The following is a 25,578-nucleotide window of genomic DNA, read 5'->3' on the forward strand; positions in this document are numbered from 1 at the left end:
CAGACTTCATCGCGAAAGGCGGTCGGGTGGCTACGGACTCGCCGGGCAAGATCGGCTCTCAGCACCTGCCCCTGCGCGACCAGGTGCTCGACGGCCTCCGGAAGGGGATCATCAGCGGCGACTATCCGCCCGGCGAGCGGCTGACCGAGGACCGGCTGGCGGAGGACTTCGGCGTCTCCCGCAACCCGATCCGCGAGGCCCTGCGCGTCGCCGAGGCGGAGGGATTCGTGGTGATCCTTCCGCGCCGGGGAGCGGTCGTCGCCTCTCCGAGCAGCGCGACGATCGACGACATCTTCGCGGTGCGCGAACGCCTCGAACCCCTGGCCGCGCGGCTCGCGGCCGAGCGGGCGGCGTCGGGCGACGTGACCACTCTGCGGTCCGTCCTTCAGCAGGCCCGCCTGGCGACCGAACGCCAGGACCTGCGCCGCGTGGCCGAGCTGAACAGCGCCCTGCACCTGCAGATCCTCGAGATGAGCGGAAATCCGTGGCTGGCGTCGATCGCCAAGGCGCTCTATCTGCACGTGCAGTGGGTGTTTCAGATGACCGCCAACGCGCGGGCCCCGCATTCGTGGGAGGAACACATCAAGCTGGTCGACGCCATCGAGTCGGGGGACGGAGACCTGGCCGAGGTGGTCGCCCTCTCGCACGTCGGGGCGGCGTCCCTGGCCGCTCACGAGACCACGGCGGGCGGCCACTAGCGGCCACAGGCATAGCCCTGCATGCCGCGCGGGTTCGCTCCCGCGCCGAGCACACGGGTGGCCGGGTCCCTCGACACCGCACACATCCGGCCGAGGCTCCACGCGCCGGACAGCCGGACGCGATGGCCGAGCGCGCCGAGTTCGTTCCGGACGTCTTCGTCCAGCCGGTCCTCGACGACCAGCACCCCGGGCTCGGTCTCCCGCGGATGGAACGAGGCCGGGAAGCTGGTGGTGTGCCACATCGGCGCGTCGATCGCCTCCTGCAGCGACTGACCACCGGCCAGATGGCGGAGCAGGAACAGCAACTGCCATTGATCCTGCTGATCGCCGCCGGGAGTGCCGCAGGCGAGCACGGGCTGCCCGTCGCGGTGCACCATGGTCGGGCTGAGCGTCGTGCGCGGCCGCCGGCCCGGCGCGAGCGAGGAGGGCAGCCCCTCCTCCAGCCAGAACATCTGCAGCCGGCTGCCGAGCGGGAAGCCCAGTTCGGGGATCGTGGGAGAACTCTGCAACCATCCCCCGCTGGGAGTTGCCGAGATCATGTTCCCCCAGCGGTCCGCGACGTCGACGTGGCAGGTGTCGCCGCGCGTCTCGCCGTCCGCCTTGACCGTCGGTTCGCCGGTCGTCGGGTCGAGGCCGGCGGCACGGCCGTGGCCGCGCTCGACGTACCGGGGAAGGCGTGGCTGCGCGCCGTTCGGACGGCCGGGGCGTAGGCCGGTGGCGGCCCGGTCGTCGATCAGGGCCGCTCGTTCCAGCGCGTACTCCCGGGACAGCAGCGCCTTCACCGGTACGTCGCCGGTGTCGCCGTACCAGGCCTCGCGGTCGGCGAAGGCGAGCTTGAGCGCCTCGACCTCGGCGTGGACGCCGCGCACGGTCGACGGGTCGTACGCCCGGGGATCGTCGAGCGCGTCGAGGATCGCCAGCGTCTGCAGCAGCACCGGTCCCTGGCCCCACGGTCCCGTCTTCGCGATGACGTGACCGTTCCACCGGTGCGTCACCGGCTCTTCCCAGGTGGCGGAGTACCCGGCCAGGTCGTCGCCGGTCACCAGGGCGGCGTGGGCGCGTCCGCTGGAGTCCGGGAGCGGCCGGCGGCCGAAGCGGTCGATCGCCTCGGCGACGAACCCTTCGCGCCACACCCGGCGCGCCGCCTCGACCTGGCCCGGGCGGTCGGAGCCGGCCTCTTCGGCGGACTTCACCAGTCGTTCCAGCGTGCCCCCGTACGCCGGGTTGGCGAACATCGCGCCCGCGGCCGGTGGCTTGCCCTGGCGCAGCCAGAGGCCGGCCGACGTGGGCCAGTGCTGTTCGAAGAGCGACTGCACGGCGGCGACGGTCTCCCCGACCCGTCCGATCAGCGGGTGCCCGGCGTTCGCGTACTCGATCGCGGGCGTCAGCACCTCCCGCAGCGAGCACGTGCCGTGGTCGCGCAGCAGAAGCAGCCAGGCGTCGACCGCGCCCGGCACGGCCGCGGCGAGCAGGCCGGATCCGGGGACGAGATCCAGGCCCAGGGACCGGAAATGCCCGATCGTGGCGCCGGCGGGCGCCGGGCCCTGCCCGCACAGCACGCGGGGCCGCGGGTCGGCCGCGGTCGCCACGATGGCGGGAACCTCGCCACCCGGGCCGTTCAGATGCGGCTCCACGACGTGCAGGACGAAGCCCGCGGCGACCGCCGCGTCGAAGGCGTTGCCTCCGCGCTCGAGAATCCCCATCGCCGCCTGGCTGGCCAGCCAGTGCGTCGAGGACACCATGCCGAACGTGCCCCGCAGGGTCGGTCGGGTAGTGAACGTCATCCCTCTGCCTCCAAGCGAACGTCCGGGCGCGTGCCGTCCGCCCCCACGAGGTGACACGCCGCCTCCCCGGTACCGATCTTCACCTGCGGCGGCACCTCGGTCGCGCACTTGTCGAACGCGAGGGGACACCGCGTACGGAACCGGCAGCCGGAGGGCGGGTCGAGCGCGGAGGGCAGGTCGTCGCCGAGCAGGACCGGCTTCCGTGCGCGCTGGCGCACCGGGTCCGCGACCGGGGCCGCCGCGAGCAGCGCCTGGGTGTATGGATGGGCCGGACGCGAGAAGATCTGTTCCCGCGAGCCCTTCTCCATGAGCTGGCCCAGATACATGACGGCGATCTCGTCGGCGAGATATTCCACCGCGGACAGATTGTGGGTGATGAACAGGCAGGCGAATCCGATGTCCCGCTGGAGATCGGCGAGGAGGTTGAGCACCGACGCCTGCACGGACACGTCGAGCGCGCTGGTCGGCTCGTCGGCGATGAGCAGCGAGGGTGAGGAAATCAGGGCCCGGGCGATGCTCACGCGCTGCCGCTGCCCGCCCGAGAGCTCGTGCGGATATCGCCGGGCGACCTCTTCGCGAAGGCCCACCCGGCCGAGCGCCTCGGCGACGCGCCGCTGCCTGTCCCGGCGGGAGATCCGCTCGCCGGACAGGCGTAACGGCTCGCCCACCACGTCACCGACGAGCATGCGCGGATCCAGCGATCCGGCCGGGTCCTGGAAGACGATGGACACCTGACTCCGGTACGGCCGCAACTGCCGCCGGGTGAGCCGGGTGGCGTCGACGCCGCCGATCCGGACGGTCCCGCCGGTCGGCTTCAGCAGCCGCACCACACAGCGGCCCACCGTCGACTTCCCGGAGCCGCTCTCGCCGACCAGTGCCGTGACGCCGCCCCGCGCGATGGTGAGAGACACTCCGTCGACGGCCCGCACCGGCCCGAAGTGCATCCGCAGGTCTTCGAGCTCGAGAGCGTTCGGGTGCGGGGTCATCGCTTCCCCTCCGGGTGCCAGCACGCGGCGAGGTGATTCGCGCGAACCGGCTCGAGCGGTGGCGCCGAGCCGCGGCACTTGTCGTCGGCCGCCGGGCAGCGGTCGGCGAACGTGCAGGCGTCCGGCTGGGTCGTCAGAACGGGCACGAGGCCGGGGATCTCCTGCAGCCGCTGGCTGCCGGCGTGCCGCCCGGGTACGGGCGACGCCCTCAGCAACCCGCTGGTGTAGTGGTGGCGCGGATAGGCGAACAGCTCGGTCACCGGTGCCCGCTCCACCACGCGCCCGGCGTACATGACGACCACGCGGTCCGCGATGTCGGCGATCACCCCCAGATCGTGGGTGATGATGAGGATGCTGGTGCCGAGCCGGTCGCGAAGGTCCCGCAGCACCTCGAGAATGCCGGCCTGCACGGTGACGTCGAGGGCGGTCGTCGGTTCGTCGGCGACCAGGACCGTCGGGTTGCACGCCACCGCCATCGCGATCATCACGCGCTGGCGCATGCCGCCCGAGAGCTGGTGCGGATAGTTGTCGACCCGCTGCGCGGCGGACGGTATGCCGACCAGCGACAGCAGCTCGACCGCCCGCTCCCGGGCCCGCCTGCGGGAGAGCCGCTCGTGCACCTGGAGAACCTCGCCGATCTGGCGCCCGACGGTGAGCACCGGGTTCAGCGACGTCATCGGCTCCTGGAAGATGTAGGCGATCTCCTTGCCGCGGACCCGCCGCAGCGCGGCCTCGTGGGCACCGACGAGCTCGGTGCCGCGGAGACGGACCGAGCCGGAGACGCGGGCGCTTCCCGGGAGGAGGCCGGCCAGGCTCATTGCCGTGACGCTCTTGCCGCAGCCGGACTCGCCGACGACTCCGACGATCTCCCCGGCGGCCAGGTCCAGGCTCACGTGATCGACCGCGGACACGTTGCCGCTCTCGGTCACGAACGAGACCGAGAGATCGGCGACCTCGAGAATCGGGGTCTCGGCCATCACCGGTCGCCCTTCGGGTCGAGTGCGTCCCGCAGAGCGTCGCCGAACACGTTGAACGTCAACGCCAGCACCATGATCGCGACACCCGGCAGGGTCGCCGCCCACGGGGCCCGGGCGGCGAACTGCTGCGCCGTCGCCAACATCGTTCCCAGGCTCGGCGCCGGCGGCTGGATGCCCAGGCCGAGGAACGAGAGCACCGCCTCGCCCAGGATCGCGGTCGGCAGCGCCACCGTGGCCTGGACCAGGATCACCGAGGTCGCGTTGGGAAGGATGTGCCGGACGAGGACCCACAGGTCACTGGCGCCGTCGACCACCGCCGCGGCGACGAAGTCGAGCGACTTGAGCCGCAGGGTGTCCGAGCGGATCACCCGGATCACCCCGGGAATATGCGCGATGCCGAGCGCCACCGCCGCGTTGCCGAGGCTGGCCCCCCGGATCGCCGCCAGCCCGACCGCGAGGATGAGGAAGGGAAACGCCAGCAGAAGGTCGGTGAAGCGCCCGATGACCGCGTCCAGGGACCGGAAGTAGCCCGCGGCGAGGCCGAGCGGCACACCGATGAGGAGCGAGGTGAGGACGGCGAGAAGTCCCACCTCGAGCGACGCCCGGGCGCCCAGCATGATGCGGGACAGCACGTCGCGGCCCAGGTCGTCGGTGCCGAGGATGTGCCCGGGTGTTCCCGGGGGCGCGAAGATGTGGGCGAAATCGGTCTGCTCGACCGCGTACGGCGCGATCCACGGCGCGAGCACGGCGACCAGGATCGCGATCGCCAGCACCGCGAAGCTCACGACCGCGAGCGGATTGCGCCGCAGGCGCCGGAATACGCGGGTGCGCCGGGTGAGGCCGGCCGGGCTGGTCTCGGCCACCGGAACACTGAGGATGGTCATGCCGCCTCACCCGCTACCCGGATGCGTGGATCGATGAGCGAGTACAGCAGGTCGACCAGAAAGTTGACCAGGATGTACGCCGTCGCGGTCAGCAGCACCACGGCCTGGATGACCGGGTAGTCCCGCTGGAACACCGCGTCGATGGTCAACTTGCCGAAGCCGGGCAGGCCGAAGATCTGCTCGGTCACGACCGCACCGGAGATGAGGCCGCCGAGCTGAAGGCCGACGATCGTGACGACCACGATGAGACTGTTCCGGAGAGCGTGCCGGCCGATCACGGCCCGCGGCGACAGGCCCTTGGCCTTCGCGGTGCGCACATAGTCCGCCGAGAGCGAGTCGAGCATCGCCGACCGGGTCTGCCGCATGATGATCGCCGCCAGGCCGGTTCCGAGGATCACCGCGGGCAGGATGATGTGGTGCAGGTTGCCCACCGGGTCCTGCAGGAGCGAGACGAAACCGGAGGCCGGAAACAGCCCGGTCGCCACCGAGAGGTACAGGATCGCGAGCAGGCCGAGCCAGAAGTGCGGGACCGACAGTCCGATCAGGGCCAGGCCGTTGGCCGCCCACTCCGCCGGGCGGCCGCGACGCACCGCCGCGACCACACCCGCACCGACCCCCAGCACCGCGGCGATGAGGATGGCCAGCACGGAGAGCTCGACCGTGACCGGCAGCGCGGTCCGGATCATGTCCGAGACCGGCAGGCCGGTCCGGATCGAACTGCCGAAGTCTCCGTGCAGGGCCCGCTCGATGTACCGCCCGAACTGGACCGTCACCGGCCGGTCCAGTCCGTACTCCTTGCGGATGGCCGCCAACGCGGCCGGCGTTCGGTCCTCCCCGGCCAGCGCGAGCGCCGGGTCACCCGGAAGGGCGCGGATGCCGAGGAACACCACCACCGTCGCCAGCACCAGGGTCAGCGCGGAGTGCCAGGCGCGGGTCAGCAGGTACTTGGCCACGGGTCCTACTTGGCGAAGCCGGCGAAGGCCGCGCGGATGACCCCGTCGGGAAATACCTGGATTCCCTTGACCTTGTTGGAGAACGCCGTCAGGTTGGCCTGCCGGTAGAGGTAGATGAGCGAATCATCCTGCTGGAGCAGGGTTACCGCCTGGCCGTACAGCGTCTTGCGCTCGCTGAGATCGTTCGACTGGCGCGCCTTGTCGAGGACGGCGTCCACCTGCGGGATGCTGGTGCCGGAGACGTTCTGGCTGCCACCGGTGCCCACGAAGTTGGTGATGTTCGCGTCCGGGTCGATGCGCCCGCTCCACCCCAGCTGGAGGATCTCGAAGTTGCCGCGGTCCTGCTCGTCGAGGAGCGAGGAGTACTCCACCGGCTTGATCTTGAGGTCGAAGCCGCCGTCCTTGACCATCGCCTGCAGAGCCTGGGCCAGGCGCAGGGAGTCGGGAGTGTTCGACACGAGCATGTTGACGGTGTACGGCGCCGTCACGCCGGCTTCCTGCAGGAGCTGTTTCGCCTTCGCGGGATCGTGCTCCCGGCACTTCTGGGCCGCGTCCGACGAGAACGGGCTCGCCGGCGAGATCGGGCCGCAGGCCGGGGTCGGGATCCCGTTGAAGACCGCGTCCACCAGCGCCTTGCGGTCGACCGCGTACTCGAAGGCCTGCCGCACCTTGGCGTCCTTTGCGATCGGGCGGTCGATCGGCTTCGGCGGGGTGCCGACGCCGTCGACGTTGCCGACGTTGATCGTGATTCCCTGATAGCCCAGCGACGGTGACTGCAACACCGTCAGCGCCGGGTCCTTGCGGAGGCTGTCGACATCCTGGGTGGAGACGCTGTCGGCGACCTCCGCGTCGCCGGAGCGCAGGTTGGCCGAGCGGATGCTCGCGTCGGTCAGGATGCGCCAGGAGATGGAGTCGAGATGGACCTTGGCGGCATCGTAGTAGTTCGGGTCCCGCACGACGTCGATCGAGCTCTGCGGCACCCGCTTGGCGAACTTGAACGGGCCGACGCAGACCGGTGCCGAGGAGAAGTTGGTGCCCAGGCGCTTCAGCGCGGCCGGGCTCATGATCATGCCGGCCCGGTCGGCCAGCGCACCCACGAGCGGCGCGAACGGGGTCTTCAGGTGGACGACGACGGTTTGCGGGTCGGGTGCGTCGACCGTGCTGATCGGCCCCAGCTCGCTCTTACGCGCCGACTCCGGCAGGGTCAGATCGCGTTCGAGGGTGGTCTTCACCGCGGCCGCGTTGAATGCGGTGCCGTCGGCGAACCGAACGCCCTGGCGCAGCGGAATCGTGACGCTCCGGCCGTCCGAGCTGACCGCCGGAAGCGCGGTGGCCAGCTGAGGCACCACCTTGGCCTGCGGGTCGACGTCGTACAACTTCTCGCACATCGCCTGGAAGACATAGCGTGAGTAGAGGCTGCGGGACAAGGACGGATCCAGCCGGTCGGGTTCCGCGGATAGGGCGACCGTCAGCTTGCCCCCCGCCTTGACTTCGTCCGCATTGGCCGGCGCGCCGAAGGAATCCCCGCCCTGCGACGGCTTCGCCCCCGATCCGGTTTTCTGGGACACCGGTGAGCAGGCTGTGAGGGCCAAGACGAGCGCGACTGCCCCGATGGCGGCCCGGCCGGTCGCGCGCGAGAGGTTCGTCATGACGGGCTCCTATATCGACGATTGTCGGAGCGTATGTTGTATACGATGATCTCGCAAGGCTGGGTTCCGAGCCCGTCGCCGAGGACCCGGCCGGCGGCCTTCGCGAGGCGGCGGAGGCACCCTGACCTGCGCAGTCGGAAGGTTCTCCGACCTGGGTAGGAGATGAGGTGTGGTCCCCGGCCGGATGACCGCGACCGGCTCCGAACGGCACCGTGGTGGGCATGACGCAACCACCTCATTCCTCCGCGCCCGCCGCGGCGCTCACCGCCCGGCGGCTCACCAAGCGGTACGGCCGGCCGCGGTCGACGATTGTGGGATTGAGCGGACGGCTTTGTCCGGCGGCGCTGTCACATCCCGAAGTGCGTGCCGGCGACGGCGCCGACCGCGGCATCGGTTCCACCGACCTCGACGTGCGCGATGTTCTGCCGGCCGAAAAGATAGAGGAGCAGTTCGCCGGGGTCTCCGGCTATTCGGGCGACCGGTTCTCCCCGCCGTGCCCGAACGGTGTGGCCGGTTCCCGCCCAGCAGACCTCGAGTCCGGCGTGGCGCAGCCGGCGGGACAGGAACCAGGCACTGCGGATGACGTTGTGCCACAACGCCTCCCGCATCGCGGGCTCGTGGGTCCGGGGACCACGGCCGTTGGCCCGCCGGACGTCCTCGTGGTGGACGAAGAACTCGTTGAGGCTCGCAAGCCGTCGCACCCAGCCGATGCGGAAGGGCCCCGGCGGTGTTCCCGATCGCAGGGTCGCGGTGAGCTCGGTGAAGTCCCGTTGCGCGAGGTCCCGTTGCCGCCGTTCGGCCAGGCGCCGCCAGGCGCCGGGCAGGACGAGTCCGGGGGCGCCGAGCGGGTCGTGGTCGCGGAGGATCAGGTGGGCGGCCATGTCGCGGGTCGTCCAGGGTTGAAGAAGCGTCGGCGCGTCGGGCCCGAGCTCGTCGAGCAGGTCCGCGACCTGTAGGCGTTCGATGTGGTCGAAGAACTCAGGCATGGCAGGTCTCCCGGGTCATGCGGGCCGGGTCAGGAGGGGCAGCAGGACGGCGTCGACGATCTCGGTCAGGACGTGGTCGGGAATGGGTGCTCCGTAGAACAGGAAGTGGTGATCGACCAGGGCCGGCGCCAGGGCGATGTGCTGAGGTGTGACCGCGTGCGCCGGGATCTCCCCTCGCTTGACGGCGCGGTCGAGCACTTCGGACATGCGCCGGTTGCGGGAGTCGAACATGCTCGTCCGCACCGTGGCGATCGGGGTCGACTCGCGCAGGCCCTCGGCCATGAGGCCGCGGATCACCTCGCCCATGAGCCCGTTGAGCTGGGCCGCGCCGTCGCGGAGAAGGGCCAGGACGTCGCCCCGCAGGCCGCCGGTGTCCGGGGTCGGTGACGGTGCCCCGCGGCGATGCCGCAAGGCGGCGAGCACCAGGTCGGCGCGACCGGGCCAGCGTTTGTACAGCGACGCCTTGCTGGTGCGGGCCCGGGCGGCGACCCGCTCCATGGTCAGGCGGGCGTAGCCCACGTCGGCGAGCTCGGCCAGCGTGGCCTCGAAGATCGCCGCGTACAGCGTCTCGCCCCGGCGCCTCGGCAGCGTTCGATGGTCCACCGGGCCGGCACCGGCCGGCTGACTCTCCATCGCCACTTCCTCCTTCCGCACCGGCCTCCCTCCGCGCCGGCCGAATCCCTGGAAACCGTATCGGTGTGCCCCGCTCCGGCCGAACAGAGTCCGTTGCGTTCTCTATCGCGGCTCGCTATCGTGGCCGCTTAGAAAACTGACCGTACTCTAAGGGGTCCCGGCATGCAGGCCTTCGCTCGATGGGTGGTCCGGCGGCGCTGGTGGGTGATCGGCGGCTGGCTGGTGGTCGTGCTGGCCCTGGTCACGGTGTCCCGGCTGGGCGGCGGGGCCGTCTACAGCAACGACTTCCGGTTCTCGGGGTACGACTCGCAGGCGGCCCGGGTGATGCTGGAGCAGCAGTTTCCGAGTGCCGCCGGGGACAGCGACCAGATCGTGTTCCACACGACCGCCGGACGGGTGACCGACCCCCCGCTCCGTGCCCGGATGCAGGCGACGCTGGCCCAGGTGCGGACCCTCCCGCACGTCGTCGGCGTGGCCGATCCGTACGCGTCGTCCGGCCAGGCTGTCGCCGGCGACGGCACCACCGCGTTCGCCACGGTCACCTTCGACGCGGACGCGAACCGGTTGTCCAAGGAGACCGTCACCGCGGTGATCGCGACGGCGGAGGCGGCGCGAACGCCGACGCTCCAGGTGGAGCTGGGCGGGCAGGCCATCGAGCAGACGGAATCGGCCGGCCCCGGCGCCGCCACCATCGTCGGCCTCGGCGCCGCCGTGCTCGTGCTGTTGGTGCTATTCGGCTCGGTCACCGCGATGCTGATGCCGATCATGACCGCGCTGATCGGCATTCTCGCCGGCACCAACCTGAACGCGCTGGTCAGTCACGGGATGGATCTGAACAGTGCCACCCAGGCCGTCGCCCTGATGATCGCCCTCGGCGTCGGCGTCGACTACTCGCTGTTCGTGGTGTCCCGGTTCCGAGCCCTGCTGGCCGCGGGAGAGGACCCCGAGTCCGCCGCGGCCGGATCGGTGAACACGTCCGGCCGTGCGGTCCTGTTCGCCAGCTGCCTGGTCATGCTGGCCCTGTTGGGCATGCTCCTGCTGCGGGTCACCATCACCGACGGCATCGCCGTCACCGCGGCCGTCGACGTGGCCTTCACCATGGCGGCCGCGATCACCCTGCTCCCGGCGGTCCTGTCGCTCATCGGCCACCGGGTCAACAGTCTGCCGGTGCCCGGCCGGCGACGTCCGGGCACGAACGCGGCGGCGTCCGGGCGGCTCACCGCCTGGACCGGGCTGGTCCGGCGCCGCCGGTGGTTGTTCGCGGGCGCGGTGACCGGGCTGCTGCTGGTGCTGGCGGCCCCCATCGCCACCATGCGGCTGGGCAGCTCCGACGCCGGGGCCGATCCGGCGGGCAGCACGACCCGCCAGGCGTACCGGCTGCTCGCCGACGGCTTCGGGCCCGGCGTCAACGGGCCGCTGCTGCTGGCCGCCGCGCTGCCCGGGCCGTCCGCAACGGCGGCACTGCGAAACCTGACCACCGCCGTACGGGCCGACCCCGGCGTGAGCTCGGTGAGTCCGCCGCGCGTCAATCCGGACGCGACCGCCGCCGTGATCCAGGTGTACCCGCGCACTTCACCCCAGAGCGCGCGGACCAGCGACCTGGTCCACCGGCTGCGCGACTCGACGATCCCGCACGCCACCGCCGGCACCGGCCTGATCGTCCACGTCGGCGGCCCGACCGCGACCTTCATCGACCTGTCCTCGCTGCTGGCCGGGCGGTTCGTGCCGTTCGTCGCCGTCGTCGTCGCGATCGGCTTCGTGGTGCTGCTCGTCCTGTTCCGGTCGGTGGCCGTACCGCTCACCGCCGCCGTGCTGAACCTGCTGTCGATCGGGGCCGCCCTCGGCGTGGTCGTCGCCGTCTTCCAGTACGGCTGGACCGGGCTCTCTCCCGGACCGGTGCAGTTCGCCCTGCCGGTCATGATGTTCGCGATCGTGTTCGGGCTCTCCACCGACTACCAGGTGTTCCTGCTCACCAACGTGCACCAGGAGTGGAACGCGCACCACGACAACACCCGCGCCGTACGCGCCGGCATGAACCGGGTCAGCGGCATCATCACCGGCGCCGCGATAATCATGGTCGCGGTCTTCAGCTCGTTCGTCCTCGGCGGCCAGCGCCTGCTCGAGGAGATCGGTGTCGGTCTGGCCGTCGCGGTGGCGCTGGACGCCTTCCTGATCCGCTTCGTCCTCGTTCCCGCCGTCATGTTCATCCTCGGCCGCCTCAACTGGCAGTTGCCCCGCTGGCTGAACTGGCTGCCGGCCGTCCACGCCGAGCCGGAGGCCCCGGTCACGCCGGCCTCGTAGCAGCGCTCGACTGTCGCTTATTTATCGTGGTAGCTTCCATCGCGATCGTCGAAGCTGTCGTTCAATTGAAGCGGTAGGTGTCGTCTTGCCGGTCGTGCGCGCCGCGCCGCTCGCCCTGTCCGGCGCCCAGCAGGCCGAGCTGGCCCGCATGGCGGCGTCCGCCGCGTTGCCGCGGCGACGGATCGTCCAGGCCCGGGCGCTGCTGTGGGCAGCCGACGGCGTGGCGAACGAGGAGATCGCCCGGCGCGCCGGGGTCGACTCCGACACGGTGCGACGGTGGCGCAAGCGCTTCGCGGCGAGCGGCACGGCGAGCGTCGGGATGATCGCGAAGGGCCGCGGCCGCAAGCCGTCGCTGCCGCCCGGCACGGTCGCCGAGGTTCTGCGTCTGACTCGGACGGAGCCGCCACCGGACGGCTCGGCGCACTGGAGCACCCGCTCGATGGCGGCGCGGGTCGGCGTCGGGAAGGACACCGTCGCGCGGATCTGGGCCGATCACCGGCTCACGCCCAGGAAGACCGATCAGCAGCTCCCGGCCGGGAAGGCCGATCACCGGCTCACGCCCCGGAAGGGCGAGACGGCCGGGGAGATCGAAGCGCATTCGCCCCGCGAGCCGGCCGGCGCGGTGCCGACGATGGCCGACGTCGCCCGGCGCGCGGAGGTCTCCGTCAGCACGGTCTCCTATGCGATGACCGGGGCCCGGCCGATCTCGGAGGCCACCCGGGAGCGGATCCGGTGGGCGATGCTCGACCTGGGTTACACACCGAACGCCCTGGCCCGCGGGCTGCGGGGCAAGCGCAGCCGGATCCTCGCGGTTCTGTTCCCCAAGAACGAGCGGGACATCGACCTCGGCTCGATGGAGTACATTCTCGGCGCCTCCGATCACGCCCAGCGGCGCGGCTACCACCTGCTGCTGTGGACCACCGGGGTGGAGGCGCTCGACGACCTCGCCGGGCTCGCCCGGCAGGGCCTGGTGGACGGCGCCCTGCTGATGGAGGTCCGGCTCGACGATCCGCGGATCGGCGTCCTGCGCGATTCGCGGCTGACGTTCACGATGCTCGGCCGCAACGCCGAGCCGGGCGACCTCGACTACGTCGACACCAATTTCGACCAGTGCGCGCGGCTCGCGGTCGAGCACCTGGCCGGGCTGGGTCACCGGAATCTCGGCTTCGTGCACCAGAACGCCGAGACGATCGAGTCCGGGCGGGGCAACGCGATCCGGCTGCGTGACTGCATGGTGCGGGCGGCGCGGGACGCCGGCGTCACGCTCACCGCGCTGACCTGCCGCCGGAGCATCGCGGGCGGCCGACAGGCGTTCGCCGAACTGATCGCCGCCGACCCGCGGGCGACCGCGGTGATCGCCTTCAACGAGCAGGCCACTCCCGGCCTGATGGCCGCCGCGGCCGAGAGCGGCCGCCGGGTGCCCCGGGATTTCTCCGTCCTGGCCGTCGACATGCCGGCGCAGGGGGCCCTGATGACCGCGCCGACCGTCACCACCGTCGGGCCGGGCGCCGCCGCCATGGGCAAGGCGGCGGTGGAGATGCTGATCCGCCGGATCGAGGGCGAGAAGCCCGACGGGGCGACGCAGGTGCTTTTCGACGGCGAGCTGACGGTGCGGGCGAGCTGCGGTCCGCGCCGGCGTTGACACGCCCTCCGAAGCGACTTAACGTCATCGCTTAATCGAAACGAATCGATGCCCGTCGCTCAGGAGGGTGAGTCGATGCCGAAGAGAATCCACCTACGAACCGCGACGGCACTGGCGGCCGCGGGCGCGCTTCTGGTGAGTGCGCTGCCCGCCGGCGCGGCGAGCGCGGCGTCCACGTTCACCCAGACCGACCTCGTCCGGACGACGAACGCCTTCCTGAACGCCTACTACATCAACGGCGGCGACTTCAAGACGAGCGGATCCGACGGCAGTGCCATCCACTTCTGGGAGGCGTCGTTCAACCGGGAGACCCTGACTGACGCCTCGAGGCTCACCGGCCAGTGGAAGAGCAAGATCAGCGAAACCTACTACCGGTACGAGAACACCCACTCGGCCAACCGCTTCGGCAACCCGAAATGCTGGATCGGCAACGACTCGGACTGGAACGACGACTACTCCTGGGCCACTCAGTTCGCCCTCGACGCGTACGAGGCCACGGGCGACCCGCACATGCGCGACCAGGCCAAATGGCACACGGATTTCTTCTACCGGGACTACTACGACAACATCGACGGCGGCGGGTTCTGGCGTGAGCGCGGCGTCCAGGACCAGAAGGACGTCCCGTCGAACGGCTTCGCCATCGCGGCGGCGGAGCTGGCCCGCTACTACCCGGCCACCACGGTCCACAACGATCCGCTGAACGTCGACCGGACCTATCTGCAGATCGCCCAGGACACCTACAACTGGCTCAAGGCCAGCTTTCTGCGCTCCGACGGCGGCTTCGAGAACTCCATCTCCGGACGCGACTGGGACGACAACCTCTACACCTACAACGCGGGCGTCTTCCTGGAGCTCGCCGCCAACCTCTACGACCTGACCGGGAACACCGCGTACATCACTGACGGCCGGCGGGTCGCCGACTTCGCGAAGAACCACTTCACGACCGGCAGCAACAAGGTCATCGTCTACGAGGACCACGTCGGCGAGGACGGGCTCTACCGGCCGGACCCGGTCACCAACTACGAGATCGTCTTCAAGGGGATCTTCCTCCGCGGCCTCTACAAGTTCATCACCATGGGCCGGCAGAGCCAGTACCTGGACTGGCTCAGCGGCAACGCCCAGTCGGCCTACGACCACCGGACCAACGATCTGCCATCGGCCACGTTCGACCAGACAGTGACCAACGGCCGGTCCACCGGAGTCGCGTCCGGCCTCGCGGCGATGACCTACACCCTGGCCGCCCGCAAGCTCTCCGGCCGGATCGAGGGCGAGAACGGCCAGAAGTACGGAACGGGCCGCAACGAAACCGCCGCCTCGGCCTCCAACGGCCAGTTGGTCGGCAGCATCGACATCGCGGGTGCCGGGGTCGCGTTCCGCAACGTCTCGGCGGCGAGCGCGCTGACCTTCCGGACCGCGAGCGCCAATACGGGCGCCGAACTCAGCCTCTACGTCAACGGGGTCAAGGCGCGCGACGTCAGTTTCCCCTACACCGGAAGCTGGAACGCGGCCTTCGCCGACACCACCGTCGCGGTCCCCATTCCCGACGGTGCGACGATCAAAATCCAGTTCGACCCCGGGGACGTCGCGGCGAACATCGACTACCTGACGCTCTCCAGCACCTAGGGCACCGCCGGCACGGCCGGGGAAGCGATTCCCCGGCGACGCCCTGCATCCGCTCCCCCGATCCTCCGGCCGGCGCAGAGCCCGGGCCAAGACGTGGGAATTCCGTCCTCTGTATTCACAGATTTGAATACAGCCTTGAGGAAGCGCTTCCCCTGAGCGCATACTCCAGGCATCAAATGGCGGTCATCTCCCGTCAATCCCCCATCGGGCGGGAAGGTGGCACGACACAGAGGACTGTCATGACCTCATCCCCCTCTCCCCATCCCCGAACCCGCACCAGAGCCTCGCTCGCGGCCGCGCTGACCGCGGCCCTGACCGGCAGCATCGCGCTGATCGCCGCGGCCGGCAGCGCCGAGGCCGCGAGCGGCGTCGTCCAGGCGGAGACGTACGCCGCCCAGTCCGGCGTCCAGGTCGAGACCACCGCCGACACCGGCGGCGGCCAGAACCTGTCCTACCTCGCCAACGGCGACTGGACCCGGTACGACGGCATCGACCTCGGCACCGGCGGTCCCCTGACCGTCTCGGCCCGGGTCTCCTCCGCGGTCGGCTCGGGCGCCGTCGAACTGCACACCGGGTCGGCGACCGGCCCGTTGCTCGCGCAGTTCCCGGTCACCGCGACCGGCGGCTGGCAGAACTGGGTCACCCTGACCGCGACGGCCGCCACCCACCCGGCCGGCGCGCAATCGGTGTACGCGGTCATGAAGAGCACCCAGGCCGGCGACTTCGTCAACATCAACTGGTTCTCGTTCGGTGACGGCACCGGCGGCCAGCCCGACCCGGGCTGGGTGACCATCGACCAGGCCAAGTGGAACGCCCAGCTGGCCGCGTTCCGGGCGATGACGCCGCGGCCGGTGCCGGCCAATTCCGTACGGGTGCCCGAGTTCAACGCCTCCTGCCTCTACAGCCACTCCAGGCCGGACGACCCGATCGTCTTCCCCGGCCTGCCGGGCGCCTCGCACATGCACAGCTTCCTCGGCAACAACGCCACCGACGCCAACACCACGACCGATACCCTGCTCAGCAACGCCGGCTCCAGTTGCAAGCCGGCCGAGGACCTCTCGGCCTACTGGATTCCCACGCTGTACGAGCACGGCCAGGTCATCGAGCCGAAGGACGTGACCGTCTACTACGGATCGCGGCTGACCGACCCGTCGAAGACGGTGCCGTTCCCGCAGGGCTTCCGCATGATCGCGGGCGACGCCAAGCTGCAGGTCCCGACGCCGGCCGGCTCGGTCAATCAGTTCTACTGCGCGGGCGCGGGCGGTGAGACCGGCCGCAGCGCGGATGGCAACTGGCCGCTCTGCGCACCCGGCGCGACGCTGATGTTCCAGCTCGTCTTCCCCGACTGCTGGGACGGCGTGCACCTGGACAGCCCCACCCACAAGGCGCACGTCGCGTACACCTACGACGGCACCTGCAAAGGGGACTTCCCGGTGGCGATCCCGTCGCTGTCGTTCCTGATCGCCTATCCGACCAGCGGTACGGCGGACGGCTTCCAGCTCGCCTCGAAGATGGCCTCGTCGATGCACGGCGACGCGTTCTTCGCCTGGGACGACGCCGCCCTCGGCCACCGGGTCAAGGACTGCGTCGTCCAGCGGGCCAAGTGCAACACCGCGGGCAACTTCTGACCCGTACGCCATCGGAGCCCGGCCCCCGCGACGGGGCCGGGCTCCCGAAGGTCAATCGAGGGCAGCGAGCCGTACGCGGACCTCACCGGCGTCGGGGTGGCCGAGTTCGGTGAGGATGTCCAGCGCGTGCCGCCAGGCGTCCCGGGCCGCCTTCGGCTCGTGGGCGGCCCGGTGCGCGTCGCCGAGCCAGGTCAGGATGCCCGTCTCCAGGTAGCGGTCGCCCAGTTCCCGGCACAGGTCGAGGGCTTGCCGGTAGCAGCTGACCGCCTCGGCCTGCTCGCCCAGGTGATGGTGGGCGTAGCCGAGAGTGTCCCAGGCGAACGTCTGGCCCTCGCAGTCGTCGAGCTCCCGCAGCAGCGGTAGAGCCTCCAGGCAGCAACGGAGCGCTTGCGGGTAGTCGCCGAGGCGGGCATGGGACCAGCCGACCGCGTTGAGCGTCTGGGCCTGCCCCAGTCGATGGCCGGTGACCGCGTGCAGGGCTTGCGCCTGCCGCACGTGGTGCAGGGCGCCGGCGAGAGCGGCTGCGCCCTGCCGCACCGCTACCCGCGCGAGGTCGAGGTGGGTGTCGGCCTGCCCGGCCAGGTCACCGAGCCGGCTGAAGAGGTCGAGCGCCTCGCCCAGCCGGGTGCGCGCGTCGTCGAAGTGGCCGAGCCGGAGCTGGGCGCGGGCCAGGATGCGGCGGGCCACCGCCTGCCCGGCCGGGTCGGTCAGGCGGTTGGCGGCGGCCACCGCGGCGTGGCCGATCACGGCCAGATCGTGCCAGTGCCCGCGCCGGTCCAGGAAGGTGTCGAGAGTGCCGGCCAGTTGCCAGGTGTGGGCGTCGAACCCGCCCGCGGCGGCGTGGTGCACGGCGGCCATCAGCGCGGCGTGCTCGGCGGTGAACCAGACCAGCGCCGCCTTGTGGTCGGCCGGGTGTTCGGGGTCGACGCCGGGCCGGGGCGCCGGGAGGGCGACCAGGTCCCGGGCCGGGGCCAGCAGCCGGGCCGCGGCGTGCGCGCTGTGCAGATAGTGGTCCAGCATCCGGTGCTCGGCGGTGTGACGTTCCTGGTCGCTGTCGGTGCCCCGAGCCCGGTCGATGGCGTACGCGCGGAGCAGGTCGTGGAAGGCGAACCGGCCGGGGGCGTGTTCGGTCAGCAGGCTGGCCCGGGTCAGCTCGGCCAGCAGCACCCGCGCCCGCGGTGCCGGCAGCCCGGCCAGGCCGGCCGCCGCCGCGGTGGCGACCTCGGGACCGGGATGGAGCCCCAGCAACCGGAACAGCCGGGCGGCCGCCGAACTCAGCGCGACGTAGGACCACGAGAACACCGCCCGCACCTCGCTGGCCGGGTCGTCGGCGCACAGGGCGTCCAGCCGCCGTCCGGCCTCGGCCAGCTCCGCCGCGAGGACGCGCAGCGGGAAGCCGGTCTGCGCGGCACGAGCGGCGACAATGGTCAGGGCCAGCGGCAGCCGGGCGCAGCTGGCGATGATCTGCCGCGCGGCGTCGGGTTCGGCGTCCACCCGCGCGGCGCCGAGCCGGCTGCGCAGCAGTTGCCGCGCCGCGTCATCGGTCAGCAGGTCCAGCCGGACCGGGTGCGCACCGTCCACCGCGACCAGGCCGGAGAGCAGGTTGCGGCTGGTCACCACGGCCACCGCCCCGGCCGACCCCGGCAGCAGCGGTCTGACCTGCTGGGCGTCGCGGGCGTTGTCCAGCAACAGCAGGATCCGCTTGCCGTCCAGCAGGCTGCGGTACAGGGCGATCTGCGACTGCGCGTTCTGCGGGATCCGGTGCGGGGGCACGCCCAGCGCGTCGAGGAAGCCGCGTACCGCCTCGGCCGGATCCATCACCTGCCCGCCGGGGTCGAACCCGCGCAGGTCGACGTACAACTGGCCGTCGGGAAACCGGTCCCGGAACTGGTGTGCCCAGTGCACCACCAGCGCGGTCTTGCCGACGCCGGCGGTGCCACCGACCGACATGACCGCCGGAATCCCCGCGCTCGAGGCCGCCTCCACCCGCGCGGTGAGCGTGGCCAGCTCGTGGCACCGGCCGACCAGGTGAGCGACCGGGGCCGGCAACTGGTGGGGCAGAACCGCACCCGCCGGATCGGACCCCGGCCGGATGCCCGGCGCGGCGACGGAGACCGCCGCGGTGAGGATCTGCTGGTGCAGGGCCTGCGCCTCCGGGCCGGGATCGGTGCCCAGCTCCTCGGCGAGGCGACGGCGCAGCGCTTGATAGTGCTCGAGCGCGTCGGCCTGCCGGCCGCAGCGGTACAGGGCGAGCATCAGCTGGCCGGCCACCCGCTCGTCCAGTGGATGGGCCGCCGCCCGGGTGGCCAGGCAGTCGAGCAGCTCACCGTGCCGGCCCAGCCGCAACGCCAGGTCGGTGTGTTCCAGCTCGACGGCGAAGCGCTGCCGGTGCAACGTCCGGCGCTGGCCGTCCAGCCACGGCGTATCCAGGCTGCCCAGATCGGCGAAGGCGTCGCCCCGCCACAGCCGCAGCGCGTCGTCGAACGTCGCGTACGCGTTTCGCTCGTCGTCGTCGGCGCGAGCCTGTCTGACCAACTGCCCGAAACGGTGCAGGTCGGTGACCGGGCCATCGGCGGCCAGCTGGTATCCACCGGGCGTGCGGGAGATATCGACGTCGGTGGAGTCGGCGAGCGCCCGGCGCAGCCGGTGCAGATAACCGTAGAGGGTGTCCCGGGCCCGCCGCGGCGGACGATCCGCCCACACCCGGTCGATCAACTGGTCGACCGTTACCGTGCGGTTCGCATCGACCAGCAGGGCCACCAGCACACACCGTTGCCGGGCGTGGCCGAGATCGACGGGGTGTCCATCGAGGTCGGCCACCACGTCGCCGAGTAGCCCGAACCGCACCGTCATCACGCCACCTGACCGCAACCCTTCGCCACCCGTCCGTTGGCGTCGACTGCTTTCACCAGCGGGTACAAGAAATATCCCAGATCGGTTCCAGGTCGGCCACCCAGGGTCGTATCAGCGGTAAACGACCGTCCAATTCGGTGGAAGAAGGACCCCATGAAGAAGTTGCTGACGTCCGTTGTCGCGGCGGTCGCCCTGGCCGCGATGGTCTCCGCGCCGAACGCGCTGTTCGGCTTCACCGGACACGGGCACGATCCGGTGTCAACCAAATACGTGTGCTGCTGATCGCACAACCCCACCGAGCCGGGCCTGCGCTGTTTGACCGCGCAGGCCCGGTTGTGCGTGCCGGCGGCGAGGGTCCGCTACTCGGTACTACCGGATAGCGGTACTCGGTGCTACGGTATAGCGGTACCCAGTAGTACAAGGTACCGGGATGCCGGAAAGGGGCCGCGGTGGACGACCTGACGGAGATGCTGAAGGGCACGCTCGAGGGGTGCGTCCTCGAGATCATCGGCGGCGAGGAGACCTACGGGTACGCCATCACGCGGCGGTTGAACGAGCTCGGCTTCGCCGACGTCATCGAGGGAACGGTCTACACGATCCTGCTGCGGCTGGAGCGCAACGGGCTCGTCCAGGTCACGAAACGACCGTCCGAGGTGGGCCCGCCGCGCAAGTTCTACACGCTCAACGACGCCGGCCGCCAGGAACTCGCGACTTTCTGGGCGAAATGGCAATACGTCTCGTCACGCATCGACAAGCTCAGGGAGGGCGGGAGATGAGCTTCTGGGAGACCATCACCGGCAGCGATCTGACCCGGGAATACAAGGCGTTCGAAACCCGGGCCGGGGCATTGCCGCCCGACTACCGGGCGGCCTGGGAACAGATCAAGGCCAACCTCTTTCCGTACGGGGACTTCACCGGCCGCAACCTGATGCCGATCCTCGACGCCGCCCTCGGCCTGCTCGAGGAGGCGGCGGCGGACGGGCAGAGCGTCCACGACGTGCTCGGCGACGACATCCCCGGCTTCTGCTCGGCACTGGCCGGCGGCAAGGGGGCCAAGACCTATCGCGATCGGTGGCGCGAGCAGTTGAACCGCAACGTCGCCCGCAAATTGGGCCGGCTGGGAGGCTGACGTGGGCATTCAGGACATCATCGAGGGCAAGAAGCAGTGGCGGGCGCACGTGGCCCGGGTCAAGGCGCTCCCGCCGGACTATCAGATCGTCTACCAGGAGATGCAGCGATATCTGTTCAAGGTCGGCCCGACCGGCCTGCTCGACGGGGGCCTGCTCTCCGGGATCGTCGACTTCTTCGCCGAGGGCGCCGCGAACGGCAAGGGGGTCCTGGAGCTCATCGGCACCGACGTGGCCGCCTTCTGCGACGACCTGATCAAGGACTCGCGCACCCACGCCGACGTCTATCAGGAGTCGATCAGCGGCAATGCCGGCACCGGCGGGAAGTAGCGTGTGAGGGGCCGCCCACTGCCCGCATCTCGCGGCGGTCCCCCGGGTTTGAACGCGCAAGGAGCGGCAGTTTCGCGTGCCAGAATCCGGCATGACGATTCGCCGTGCCGTGCCCGACATCACCACCGCCGACCCCGCCGCGAGCAGCGCCTTCTACCAGCTTCTCGGCTTCCGCGAGGAGATGAACCTGGGCTGGGTGGTCAACCTGGTCTCACCGTCCAACCCGACCGCGCAGGTCATCCTCATCACCGAGGACGCGGCGGCCGCCGCGAACCCGGACCTCAGCATCGAAGTCGATGACGTCGACGCGGCCTACGAGGCGGTTCGCGCGACGGGGTCAGAGATCGTGCACCCGATCACTGACGAGCAGTGGGGCGTCCGGCGCTTCTTCGTCCGCGACCCCAACGGCAAGGTGGTCAACGTCGTCAGCCACCGCTGACCTGCCCGCTCGAAGCGACAGCAGCTCAACGGCGCCGTAGCCCGCCCGATCGCAGGCTCGCCTTCGGGTGGCCGGACGCCTTACTCTCCATTCGCCAACGGCTAATGGAAGGCCGACCCGAGTGACTTTCGCCGAGACCCGCATCAGTGTCTGGGAAGCCCTGGCCGAGCGCGCGCCGGGTGAGCCCCTCGGACCCGCCGACCCCGGACTGTGGGGCGCCGTCGTCGACCGGCTCAACCCGGCCCGGGCGCGGCCGGTGCTGCGCGCGGGCATCGAGACGGTCGAGCTGACCAGTGTGCGCGGGTCCGCGTACGTCATGCTGCGCTCGCCGGACGACGGCGGCCGGGCCTGCTACCTGCGGCTCACTCCGCAGGAGTGGCAGCTCGCCCAGATGATGGACGGCACGCTCACGGTGGCCCGGCTGGTGGCCGAGTTCGCCCGCCTGGCCGGGCGGCTCGCTCCGGACCAGGTCCGCCGGGTCGTCGCCGATCTGGCCGGCAACCGGATGCTCGACGAGTTGCCGGTCGACGCGTTCCGGCCGTTGCAGCGGATCGAGCGCCCGCCGCTGCGCGAGCGGGTCGGCCGCGGCCTGCTCGCGACCGTCCGGGGGCGCCGGATGATGGTCGTCGACGTCGACCGCTTCGTCTCGGGCCTCTACCGGGCCGGCGGCCGGTTCCTCTTCACCCGGGCCGTCGCGGTCGTGCTGTCGCTGGTCGCGGTGGCCGGGCTCGGCATCTTCGTCGCCACCTGGTGGCGGGGCAGCCAGGCGGTCTTCCTGACCCACGGCTCCTATCTTCTCGGCGCGGTCGTGCTGCTGTTGCTCAACGTGCTCGCGCTGGCCTGCCACGAGCTCGGGCACGCGCTGGCCACCAAGCACGCGGGCCGCGAGGTGCCGTCGGCCGGCCTGCTGGTCTACTTCGGCATCCCGTCGGTCTTCGTGGACACGACCGACGTCTGGATGGCCGGCCGGCGGGCGCGGCTGCTGGTCACGGCCGCGGGCCCGCTGACCGGCCTGGTGCTGGCCGGCTCGATGCAGCTGGCCGGCCTCGCGTTCCCGGCGGTCGGACCGCTGGCCTTCAAGCTCTCCTTCGCCTGGTATCTGAACGGGCTGTTCAACCTCAATCCGTTCCTGGCGCTGGACGGCTACTACCTGCTGATGGACTGGCTGGAGATCCCCAACCTGCGGGCCCGCGGAATCTCCTGGGTGACCGGCCGGCTGCGCCGCCGGCCGCCGGCGTGGCCCGCTCTGGACACCGAGGGCAAGATCGTTGCCCTGTACGGGGTACTCGCCGTGCTGTGGCTCGCCATCGCCGCGAATCTCGCCTACCGGATGTGGTCCGACCGCGTCGCCGGGCTGGTCACCGGCCTGTGGCACAACGGTGCCGGTGGCCGGGTGCTGCTCGTGGTGATCCTGGCCGGGCTCGGCGCCCCGCTCCTCTACCTGCTCGTGGGCCGGCTCGCGGGGTGGTGGCGGCGCTACCGCGAGCGCTCCGCCGAACGCGCCCGCGAGGCCGACGCCCCACGGCGGCTGGCCGCGCTGCACGCCTCCGAGCTCGGCCGGCTGCCCGAGCCCGCACTGGCCGGCCTGGCCGACGGGGGCCGCTGGTTGCGCCCGCCGAGCGGCCGGCAGCTGGTCATCGCCGGCGAAGCCCAGCGATCGGTGTACGTGGTCGTGGGCGGCGCCCTGCAGGCCCGCCGGTCCGGGGACCCCGGCGGCGGCATCCGGCACCACGTCGGCCCGGGCGGCGTCGTCGGCCTGGCGGACGCGCTGACCGGCCGCTCCACTCCCTTGAACTGGCACAGCGTCGGCTCCACGCTGCTCGCCGTGCCGGCGGCGACCGTGGCGACGGTGGTCGGCCCGCTGGCCGGACCGCCGCCGAGGAATCACGCGGAGACAGAGGCGCTGATCGCCGACACGCCCGCGCTGGCCGAACTGGACCACGACGCGCGGCTGGCGCTGATCGCCTCCGGGCACACCGCCGACCTCGGCCCGGGCGAGCCGGTCACCTTCCCCGGGCCGACCTACGCGGTCGTCGTCGAGTCGGGCGTCATCGCCACGCCCGACGGCACCGAATTCCGCCGCGGCACCCTGGTCGGCCCGGTCGGCGAGGGCGATCCCGGCACGGTGGCCGAGACACGTACGCCGGTCCGGCTCTGGATCATCCCCGACGCCTCCGTCCTGCCGCCGCTGGTCGGCGCCGCGGGCCACGTCGTCGCCGGACCGCCCCGGCCGACCGGCCGCGCGGGTCTGGCCTCCGGCGTGCACGGCGCCGGCGTCTACCCGCCGCTCGCCGTGCCGCCCGGCCCGCCCGACGGCACCGAGGACCCCGAGGTGGACCGGCGGCTCAAGCGCCGCATGTGGTGGCTCGTCCTGCTTCTGCTCCTGCTCGCGCTGCTGCTCACCTTCGCCAACTTCACGCCCGGACCGGCCTGGGCCGAGATGCCGGGCAACCGGGCGCTGCTCACGGCCGACCGGGGCCCGATCAGTGTGGTGGCCGGCGGCGCCACGACCCGGCTCGCCAAGGGCGCCCGGCGTTACGTCGGCGAAGGTTCGAAGATCGAGGTGCCGCCCGGGGCCACCGGACAGCTCACCTTCTCGGGCGGGTCGGTAGTCGTGCTGTGCGGCGGCTCCCGCACGACCATGGGCCGGCTCCGGATCGACGGGGGCCGGCAGTACGCCGAGCACGGCACCGTCAGCCTCGGCGACGGCCGGCTCCTGGTCGACACCGCGAGCACCAGCGGGGCGTTCCGGCCGTTGTCGCTGGTCGTGCTGCGGCCGGCCGGCACCGTCGAGAACACCGGCCGGACGTCGTACGCCGTCGACCCGGGCACCGTCACCGTGTCGACCGGCTCGGCCACCGTCGCCGGGGTCCCGGCCACCGGCACGCCGGGCGAACCGAGCTGTGGCGACGGTGTCGTCGTCCCGCCGGCGGCCGGGGAGCCGTCGTCGGTTCCGCCGACCGAGGCCACGCTGACCCCGGGCGTCCCGCCGACCACGGCGAGCGTTCCGCCGACGATCGCGCCGCCGCGCCGGACCATCCGGCCGAACCCACCGCCCGCGACCACCACCCGGCCCCCGGCGACCACGCCGCCGGCCACCACCACCCGCCCGCCGACGACCACGCCGACGCCGACGAGCAATCCGCCGTCGACCAGGCCGACCAGGCCGACATCGTCCCCGCCCCCGCAGTCGCCGATCCCGTCACCGACGACGACGCCGCCGATCATCACCTGATGGGGAGGAGCGAACGTGCTCGCTGGTGCCAGAACTTGACTGACTTTCTGATAGCCGCGCTCGACGCCGGCTTCTAGCCTGAGCGACATGACTGACTTCGACGCGGTGCTGGAACGCCTGCTCAGCGAGCCGGCCTTCGCGGCGGCGCTGGCGGCCGACCCCGACGCGGCATTGTCGGGTTACGAGCTGGACCCCGGCGAGGTCGGGCTGCTGCGCAGCCAGGTCTCGACCGGATCGGGCGGCGGGCTGGGCGCGGTCGAGACGCGGACGAACAAGTCGAGCACCTTCGGGTTGTTCTCCGCGGTCGCCGACATCGGCCACTCGCTGGCGGCGGACGGGCCGTGGCCGGCGTCCGGGAGCGCGGCCGGCGCGGCCGCGCAGCACGTCGGCGACGCGATCGGCGGCCACGGGGCCACGCAGGGTTTCGGCGACGCGTCCGGTGGCGGGGGCGGCGCCGCGGGCCAGAGCGGATTCGGCGCCGCGCCGGCCGCCTCCACCGGCTTCGGCGCCGCACCGACGACCGGGCTCGAGGAGGTCGGCCGGTCCTTCGGCGACGCCGAGCACATCATGCCGCCGGCCGGTTACCACCCGCACATCGACGCGAACGGCGACGGGCACTGGGACAAAGCCTCGTTCATCGGTACGAAGAGCGACGGCGTCGAGATCTTCGTCGACGTGAACCACGACGGGCACTCCGACTTCGTCGGTCACGACACCAACCGCGACGGGCTCGTCGACTACGCCGACTACGACAAGAACGACGACGGCATCTTCGAAAAGCGGATGTATGACGACAACGGCGACGGCTGGCTCGACCGTACGGTGGTGAACAAGGACAAATGATCCGCCG

At 71.4% G+C, this 25,578-nt stretch carries 21 protein-coding genes; 12 read left to right on the forward strand and 9 right to left on the reverse strand.

Going from position 1 to position 25,578, the window contains the following annotated elements; translation table 11 throughout:
* Positions 1 to 26: 26 nt before the first annotated feature.
* The gene (locus tag AB0M88_RS27265; RefSeq protein WP_364107017.1) at positions 27 to 698 is read left to right on the forward strand and encodes a GntR family transcriptional regulator; all 672 of its coding nucleotides are present in this window, start codon (positions 27 to 29) and stop codon (positions 696 to 698) included.
* Here AB0M88_RS27265 and AB0M88_RS27270 read toward each other — a convergent pair.
* The 8 genes from AB0M88_RS27270 to AB0M88_RS27305 form a co-directional block, all read right to left on the reverse strand.
* Positions 695 to 2,482: a gamma-glutamyltransferase family protein gene (locus AB0M88_RS27270; protein ID WP_364107019.1), complete on the reverse strand. Its 1,788-nt coding sequence runs from the start codon at positions 2,480 to 2,482 to the stop codon at positions 695 to 697. The genes AB0M88_RS27265 and AB0M88_RS27270 overlap by 4 nt on opposite strands.
* Positions 2,479 to 3,468, reverse strand: a complete 990-nt coding sequence (locus AB0M88_RS27275; RefSeq protein WP_364107021.1) for an ABC transporter ATP-binding protein — start codon at positions 3,466 to 3,468, stop codon at positions 2,479 to 2,481. The genes AB0M88_RS27270 and AB0M88_RS27275 overlap by 4 nt, the downstream gene beginning before the upstream one ends.
* A complete protein-coding gene (locus AB0M88_RS27280) occupies positions 3,465 to 4,445 on the reverse strand; it encodes an ABC transporter ATP-binding protein (protein WP_364107023.1) in 981 nt (326 codons plus the stop codon). The genes AB0M88_RS27275 and AB0M88_RS27280 overlap by 4 nt, the downstream gene beginning before the upstream one ends.
* On the reverse strand, positions 4,445 to 5,329 hold the full coding sequence (locus AB0M88_RS27285) for an ABC transporter permease (RefSeq protein WP_364107025.1): 885 nt from the start codon (positions 5,327 to 5,329) through the stop codon (positions 4,445 to 4,447). The genes AB0M88_RS27280 and AB0M88_RS27285 overlap by 1 nt, the downstream gene beginning before the upstream one ends.
* Entirely contained in the window at positions 5,326 to 6,282 is a 957-nt protein-coding gene (locus AB0M88_RS27290; protein ID WP_364107027.1) for an ABC transporter permease, read from the reverse strand. Before AB0M88_RS27290 ends, AB0M88_RS27285 begins: the two co-directional genes overlap by 4 nt.
* A gap of 5 nt (positions 6,283 to 6,287) precedes the next feature.
* Positions 6,288 to 7,931: an ABC transporter substrate-binding protein gene (locus tag AB0M88_RS27295; RefSeq protein ID WP_364107029.1), complete on the reverse strand. Its 1,644-nt coding sequence runs from the start codon at positions 7,929 to 7,931 to the stop codon at positions 6,288 to 6,290.
* A 347-nt stretch (positions 7,932 to 8,278) separates the two neighbouring features.
* Positions 8,279 to 8,917, reverse strand: a complete 639-nt coding sequence (locus tag AB0M88_RS27300) for a TIGR03085 family metal-binding protein (protein ID WP_364107031.1) — start codon at positions 8,915 to 8,917, stop codon at positions 8,279 to 8,281.
* A gap of 15 nt (positions 8,918 to 8,932) precedes the next feature.
* Positions 8,933 to 9,571, reverse strand: a complete 639-nt coding sequence (locus AB0M88_RS27305) for a TetR/AcrR family transcriptional regulator (protein WP_364107033.1) — start codon at positions 9,569 to 9,571, stop codon at positions 8,933 to 8,935.
* Between the two features lie 141 nt (positions 9,572 to 9,712).
* Here AB0M88_RS27305 and AB0M88_RS27310 point away from each other — a divergent pair, with 141 nt between their 5' ends.
* The 4 genes from AB0M88_RS27310 (at position 9,713) to AB0M88_RS27325 (ending at position 16,744) form a co-directional block, all read left to right on the forward strand.
* A complete protein-coding gene (locus tag AB0M88_RS27310; RefSeq protein WP_364107035.1) occupies positions 9,713 to 11,851 on the forward strand; it encodes an MMPL family transporter in 2,139 nt (712 codons plus the stop codon).
* Positions 11,852 to 11,945: 94 nt separating this feature from the next.
* Complete coding sequence (locus AB0M88_RS27315; RefSeq protein WP_364107103.1) at positions 11,946 to 13,493, forward strand: substrate-binding domain-containing protein; 1,548 nt, start codon at positions 11,946 to 11,948, stop codon at positions 13,491 to 13,493.
* 75 nt (positions 13,494 to 13,568) lie between these two features.
* The gene (locus AB0M88_RS27320; RefSeq protein ID WP_364107037.1) at positions 13,569 to 15,116 is read left to right on the forward strand and encodes a glycoside hydrolase family 76 protein; all 1,548 of its coding nucleotides are present in this window, start codon (positions 13,569 to 13,571) and stop codon (positions 15,114 to 15,116) included.
* A 239-nt stretch (positions 15,117 to 15,355) separates the two neighbouring features.
* The gene (locus AB0M88_RS27325; RefSeq protein ID WP_364107039.1) at positions 15,356 to 16,744 is read left to right on the forward strand and encodes a DUF1996 domain-containing protein; all 1,389 of its coding nucleotides are present in this window, start codon (positions 15,356 to 15,358) and stop codon (positions 16,742 to 16,744) included.
* A 51-nt stretch (positions 16,745 to 16,795) separates the two neighbouring features.
* Here AB0M88_RS27325 and AB0M88_RS27330 read toward each other — a convergent pair whose 3' ends face one another.
* Positions 16,796 to 19,597, reverse strand: a complete 2,802-nt coding sequence (locus tag AB0M88_RS27330) for a BTAD domain-containing putative transcriptional regulator (protein WP_364107041.1) — start codon at positions 19,595 to 19,597, stop codon at positions 16,796 to 16,798.
* 153 nt (positions 19,598 to 19,750) lie between these two features.
* Between AB0M88_RS27330 and AB0M88_RS27335 the strand changes: the two genes are divergently transcribed.
* The 7 genes from AB0M88_RS27335 to AB0M88_RS27365 all read left to right on the forward strand — a co-directional run bounded on the left by AB0M88_RS27335 (position 19,751) and on the right by AB0M88_RS27365 (position 25,571).
* Positions 19,751 to 19,879, forward strand: a complete 129-nt coding sequence (locus tag AB0M88_RS27335; protein WP_364107043.1) for a hypothetical protein — start codon at positions 19,751 to 19,753, stop codon at positions 19,877 to 19,879.
* Between the two features lie 167 nt (positions 19,880 to 20,046).
* Positions 20,047 to 20,373 carry a PadR family transcriptional regulator gene (locus tag AB0M88_RS27340; RefSeq protein WP_364107045.1) on the forward strand — a complete coding sequence of 109 codons (327 nt, stop codon included), beginning with the start codon at positions 20,047 to 20,049 and terminating at the stop codon, positions 20,371 to 20,373.
* A complete protein-coding gene (locus AB0M88_RS27345) occupies positions 20,370 to 20,726 on the forward strand; it encodes a DUF1048 domain-containing protein (RefSeq protein WP_364107047.1) in 357 nt (118 codons plus the stop codon). Before AB0M88_RS27340 ends, AB0M88_RS27345 begins: the two co-directional genes overlap by 4 nt.
* Position 20,727: 1 nt before the next feature.
* Positions 20,728 to 21,054, forward strand: a complete 327-nt coding sequence (locus AB0M88_RS27350) for a DUF1048 domain-containing protein (RefSeq protein WP_364107049.1) — start codon at positions 20,728 to 20,730, stop codon at positions 21,052 to 21,054.
* Positions 21,055 to 21,145: 91 nt separating this feature from the next.
* Positions 21,146 to 21,493: a VOC family protein gene (locus tag AB0M88_RS27355; protein ID WP_364107051.1), complete on the forward strand. Its 348-nt coding sequence runs from the start codon at positions 21,146 to 21,148 to the stop codon at positions 21,491 to 21,493.
* Positions 21,494 to 21,614: 121 nt separating this feature from the next.
* Positions 21,615 to 24,728 carry a cyclic nucleotide-binding protein gene (locus AB0M88_RS27360; RefSeq protein ID WP_364107053.1) on the forward strand — a complete coding sequence of 1,038 codons (3,114 nt, stop codon included), beginning with the start codon at positions 21,615 to 21,617 and terminating at the stop codon, positions 24,726 to 24,728.
* Positions 24,729 to 24,815: 87 nt separating this feature from the next.
* The gene (locus AB0M88_RS27365) at positions 24,816 to 25,571 is read left to right on the forward strand and encodes a hypothetical protein (protein WP_364107055.1); all 756 of its coding nucleotides are present in this window, start codon (positions 24,816 to 24,818) and stop codon (positions 25,569 to 25,571) included.
* The last annotated feature ends 7 nt before the right edge of the window (positions 25,572 to 25,578 follow it).

It is taken from the genome of Actinoplanes sp. NPDC051411 (assembly GCF_040682075.1).
In the GTDB taxonomy this organism is placed as follows: domain Bacteria; phylum Actinomycetota; class Actinomycetes; order Mycobacteriales; family Micromonosporaceae; genus Actinoplanes.

Bases quoted from the DNA above. Each gene is read 5' to 3' on its own strand.
- AB0M88_RS27270 (WP_364107019.1), bottom strand. From the start codon at position 2,482: ATGACGTTCACTACCCGACCGACCCTGCGGGGCACGTTCGGCATGGTG.
- AB0M88_RS27275 (WP_364107021.1), bottom strand. From the start codon at position 3,468: ATGACCCCGCACCCGAACGCTCTCGAGCTCGAAGACCTGCGGATGCAC.
- AB0M88_RS27280 (WP_364107023.1), bottom strand. From the start codon at position 4,445: ATGGCCGAGACCCCGATTCTCGAGGTCGCCGATCTCTCGGTCTCGTTC.
- AB0M88_RS27285 (WP_364107025.1), bottom strand. From the start codon at position 5,329: ATGACCATCCTCAGTGTTCCGGTGGCCGAGACCAGCCCGGCCGGCCTC.
- AB0M88_RS27295 (WP_364107029.1), bottom strand. From the start codon at position 7,931: ATGACGAACCTCTCGCGCGCGACCGGCCGGGCCGCCATCGGGGCAGTC.
- AB0M88_RS27300 (WP_364107031.1), bottom strand. From the start codon at position 8,917: ATGCCTGAGTTCTTCGACCACATCGAACGCCTACAGGTCGCGGACCTG.
- AB0M88_RS27310 (WP_364107035.1), top strand. From the start codon at position 9,713: ATGCAGGCCTTCGCTCGATGGGTGGTCCGGCGGCGCTGGTGGGTGATC.
- AB0M88_RS27320 (WP_364107037.1), top strand. From the start codon at position 13,569: ATGCCGAAGAGAATCCACCTACGAACCGCGACGGCACTGGCGGCCGCG.
- AB0M88_RS27325 (WP_364107039.1), top strand. From the start codon at position 15,356: ATGACCTCATCCCCCTCTCCCCATCCCCGAACCCGCACCAGAGCCTCG.
- AB0M88_RS27330 (WP_364107041.1), bottom strand. From the start codon at position 19,597: ATGACGGTGCGGTTCGGGCTACTCGGCGACGTGGTGGCCGACCTCGAT.
- AB0M88_RS27335 (WP_364107043.1), top strand. From the start codon at position 19,751: ATGAAGAAGTTGCTGACGTCCGTTGTCGCGGCGGTCGCCCTGGCCGCG.
- AB0M88_RS27345 (WP_364107047.1), top strand. From the start codon at position 20,370: ATGAGCTTCTGGGAGACCATCACCGGCAGCGATCTGACCCGGGAATAC.
- AB0M88_RS27355 (WP_364107051.1), top strand. From the start codon at position 21,146: ATGACGATTCGCCGTGCCGTGCCCGACATCACCACCGCCGACCCCGCC.
- AB0M88_RS27365 (WP_364107055.1), top strand. From the start codon at position 24,816: ATGACTGACTTCGACGCGGTGCTGGAACGCCTGCTCAGCGAGCCGGCC.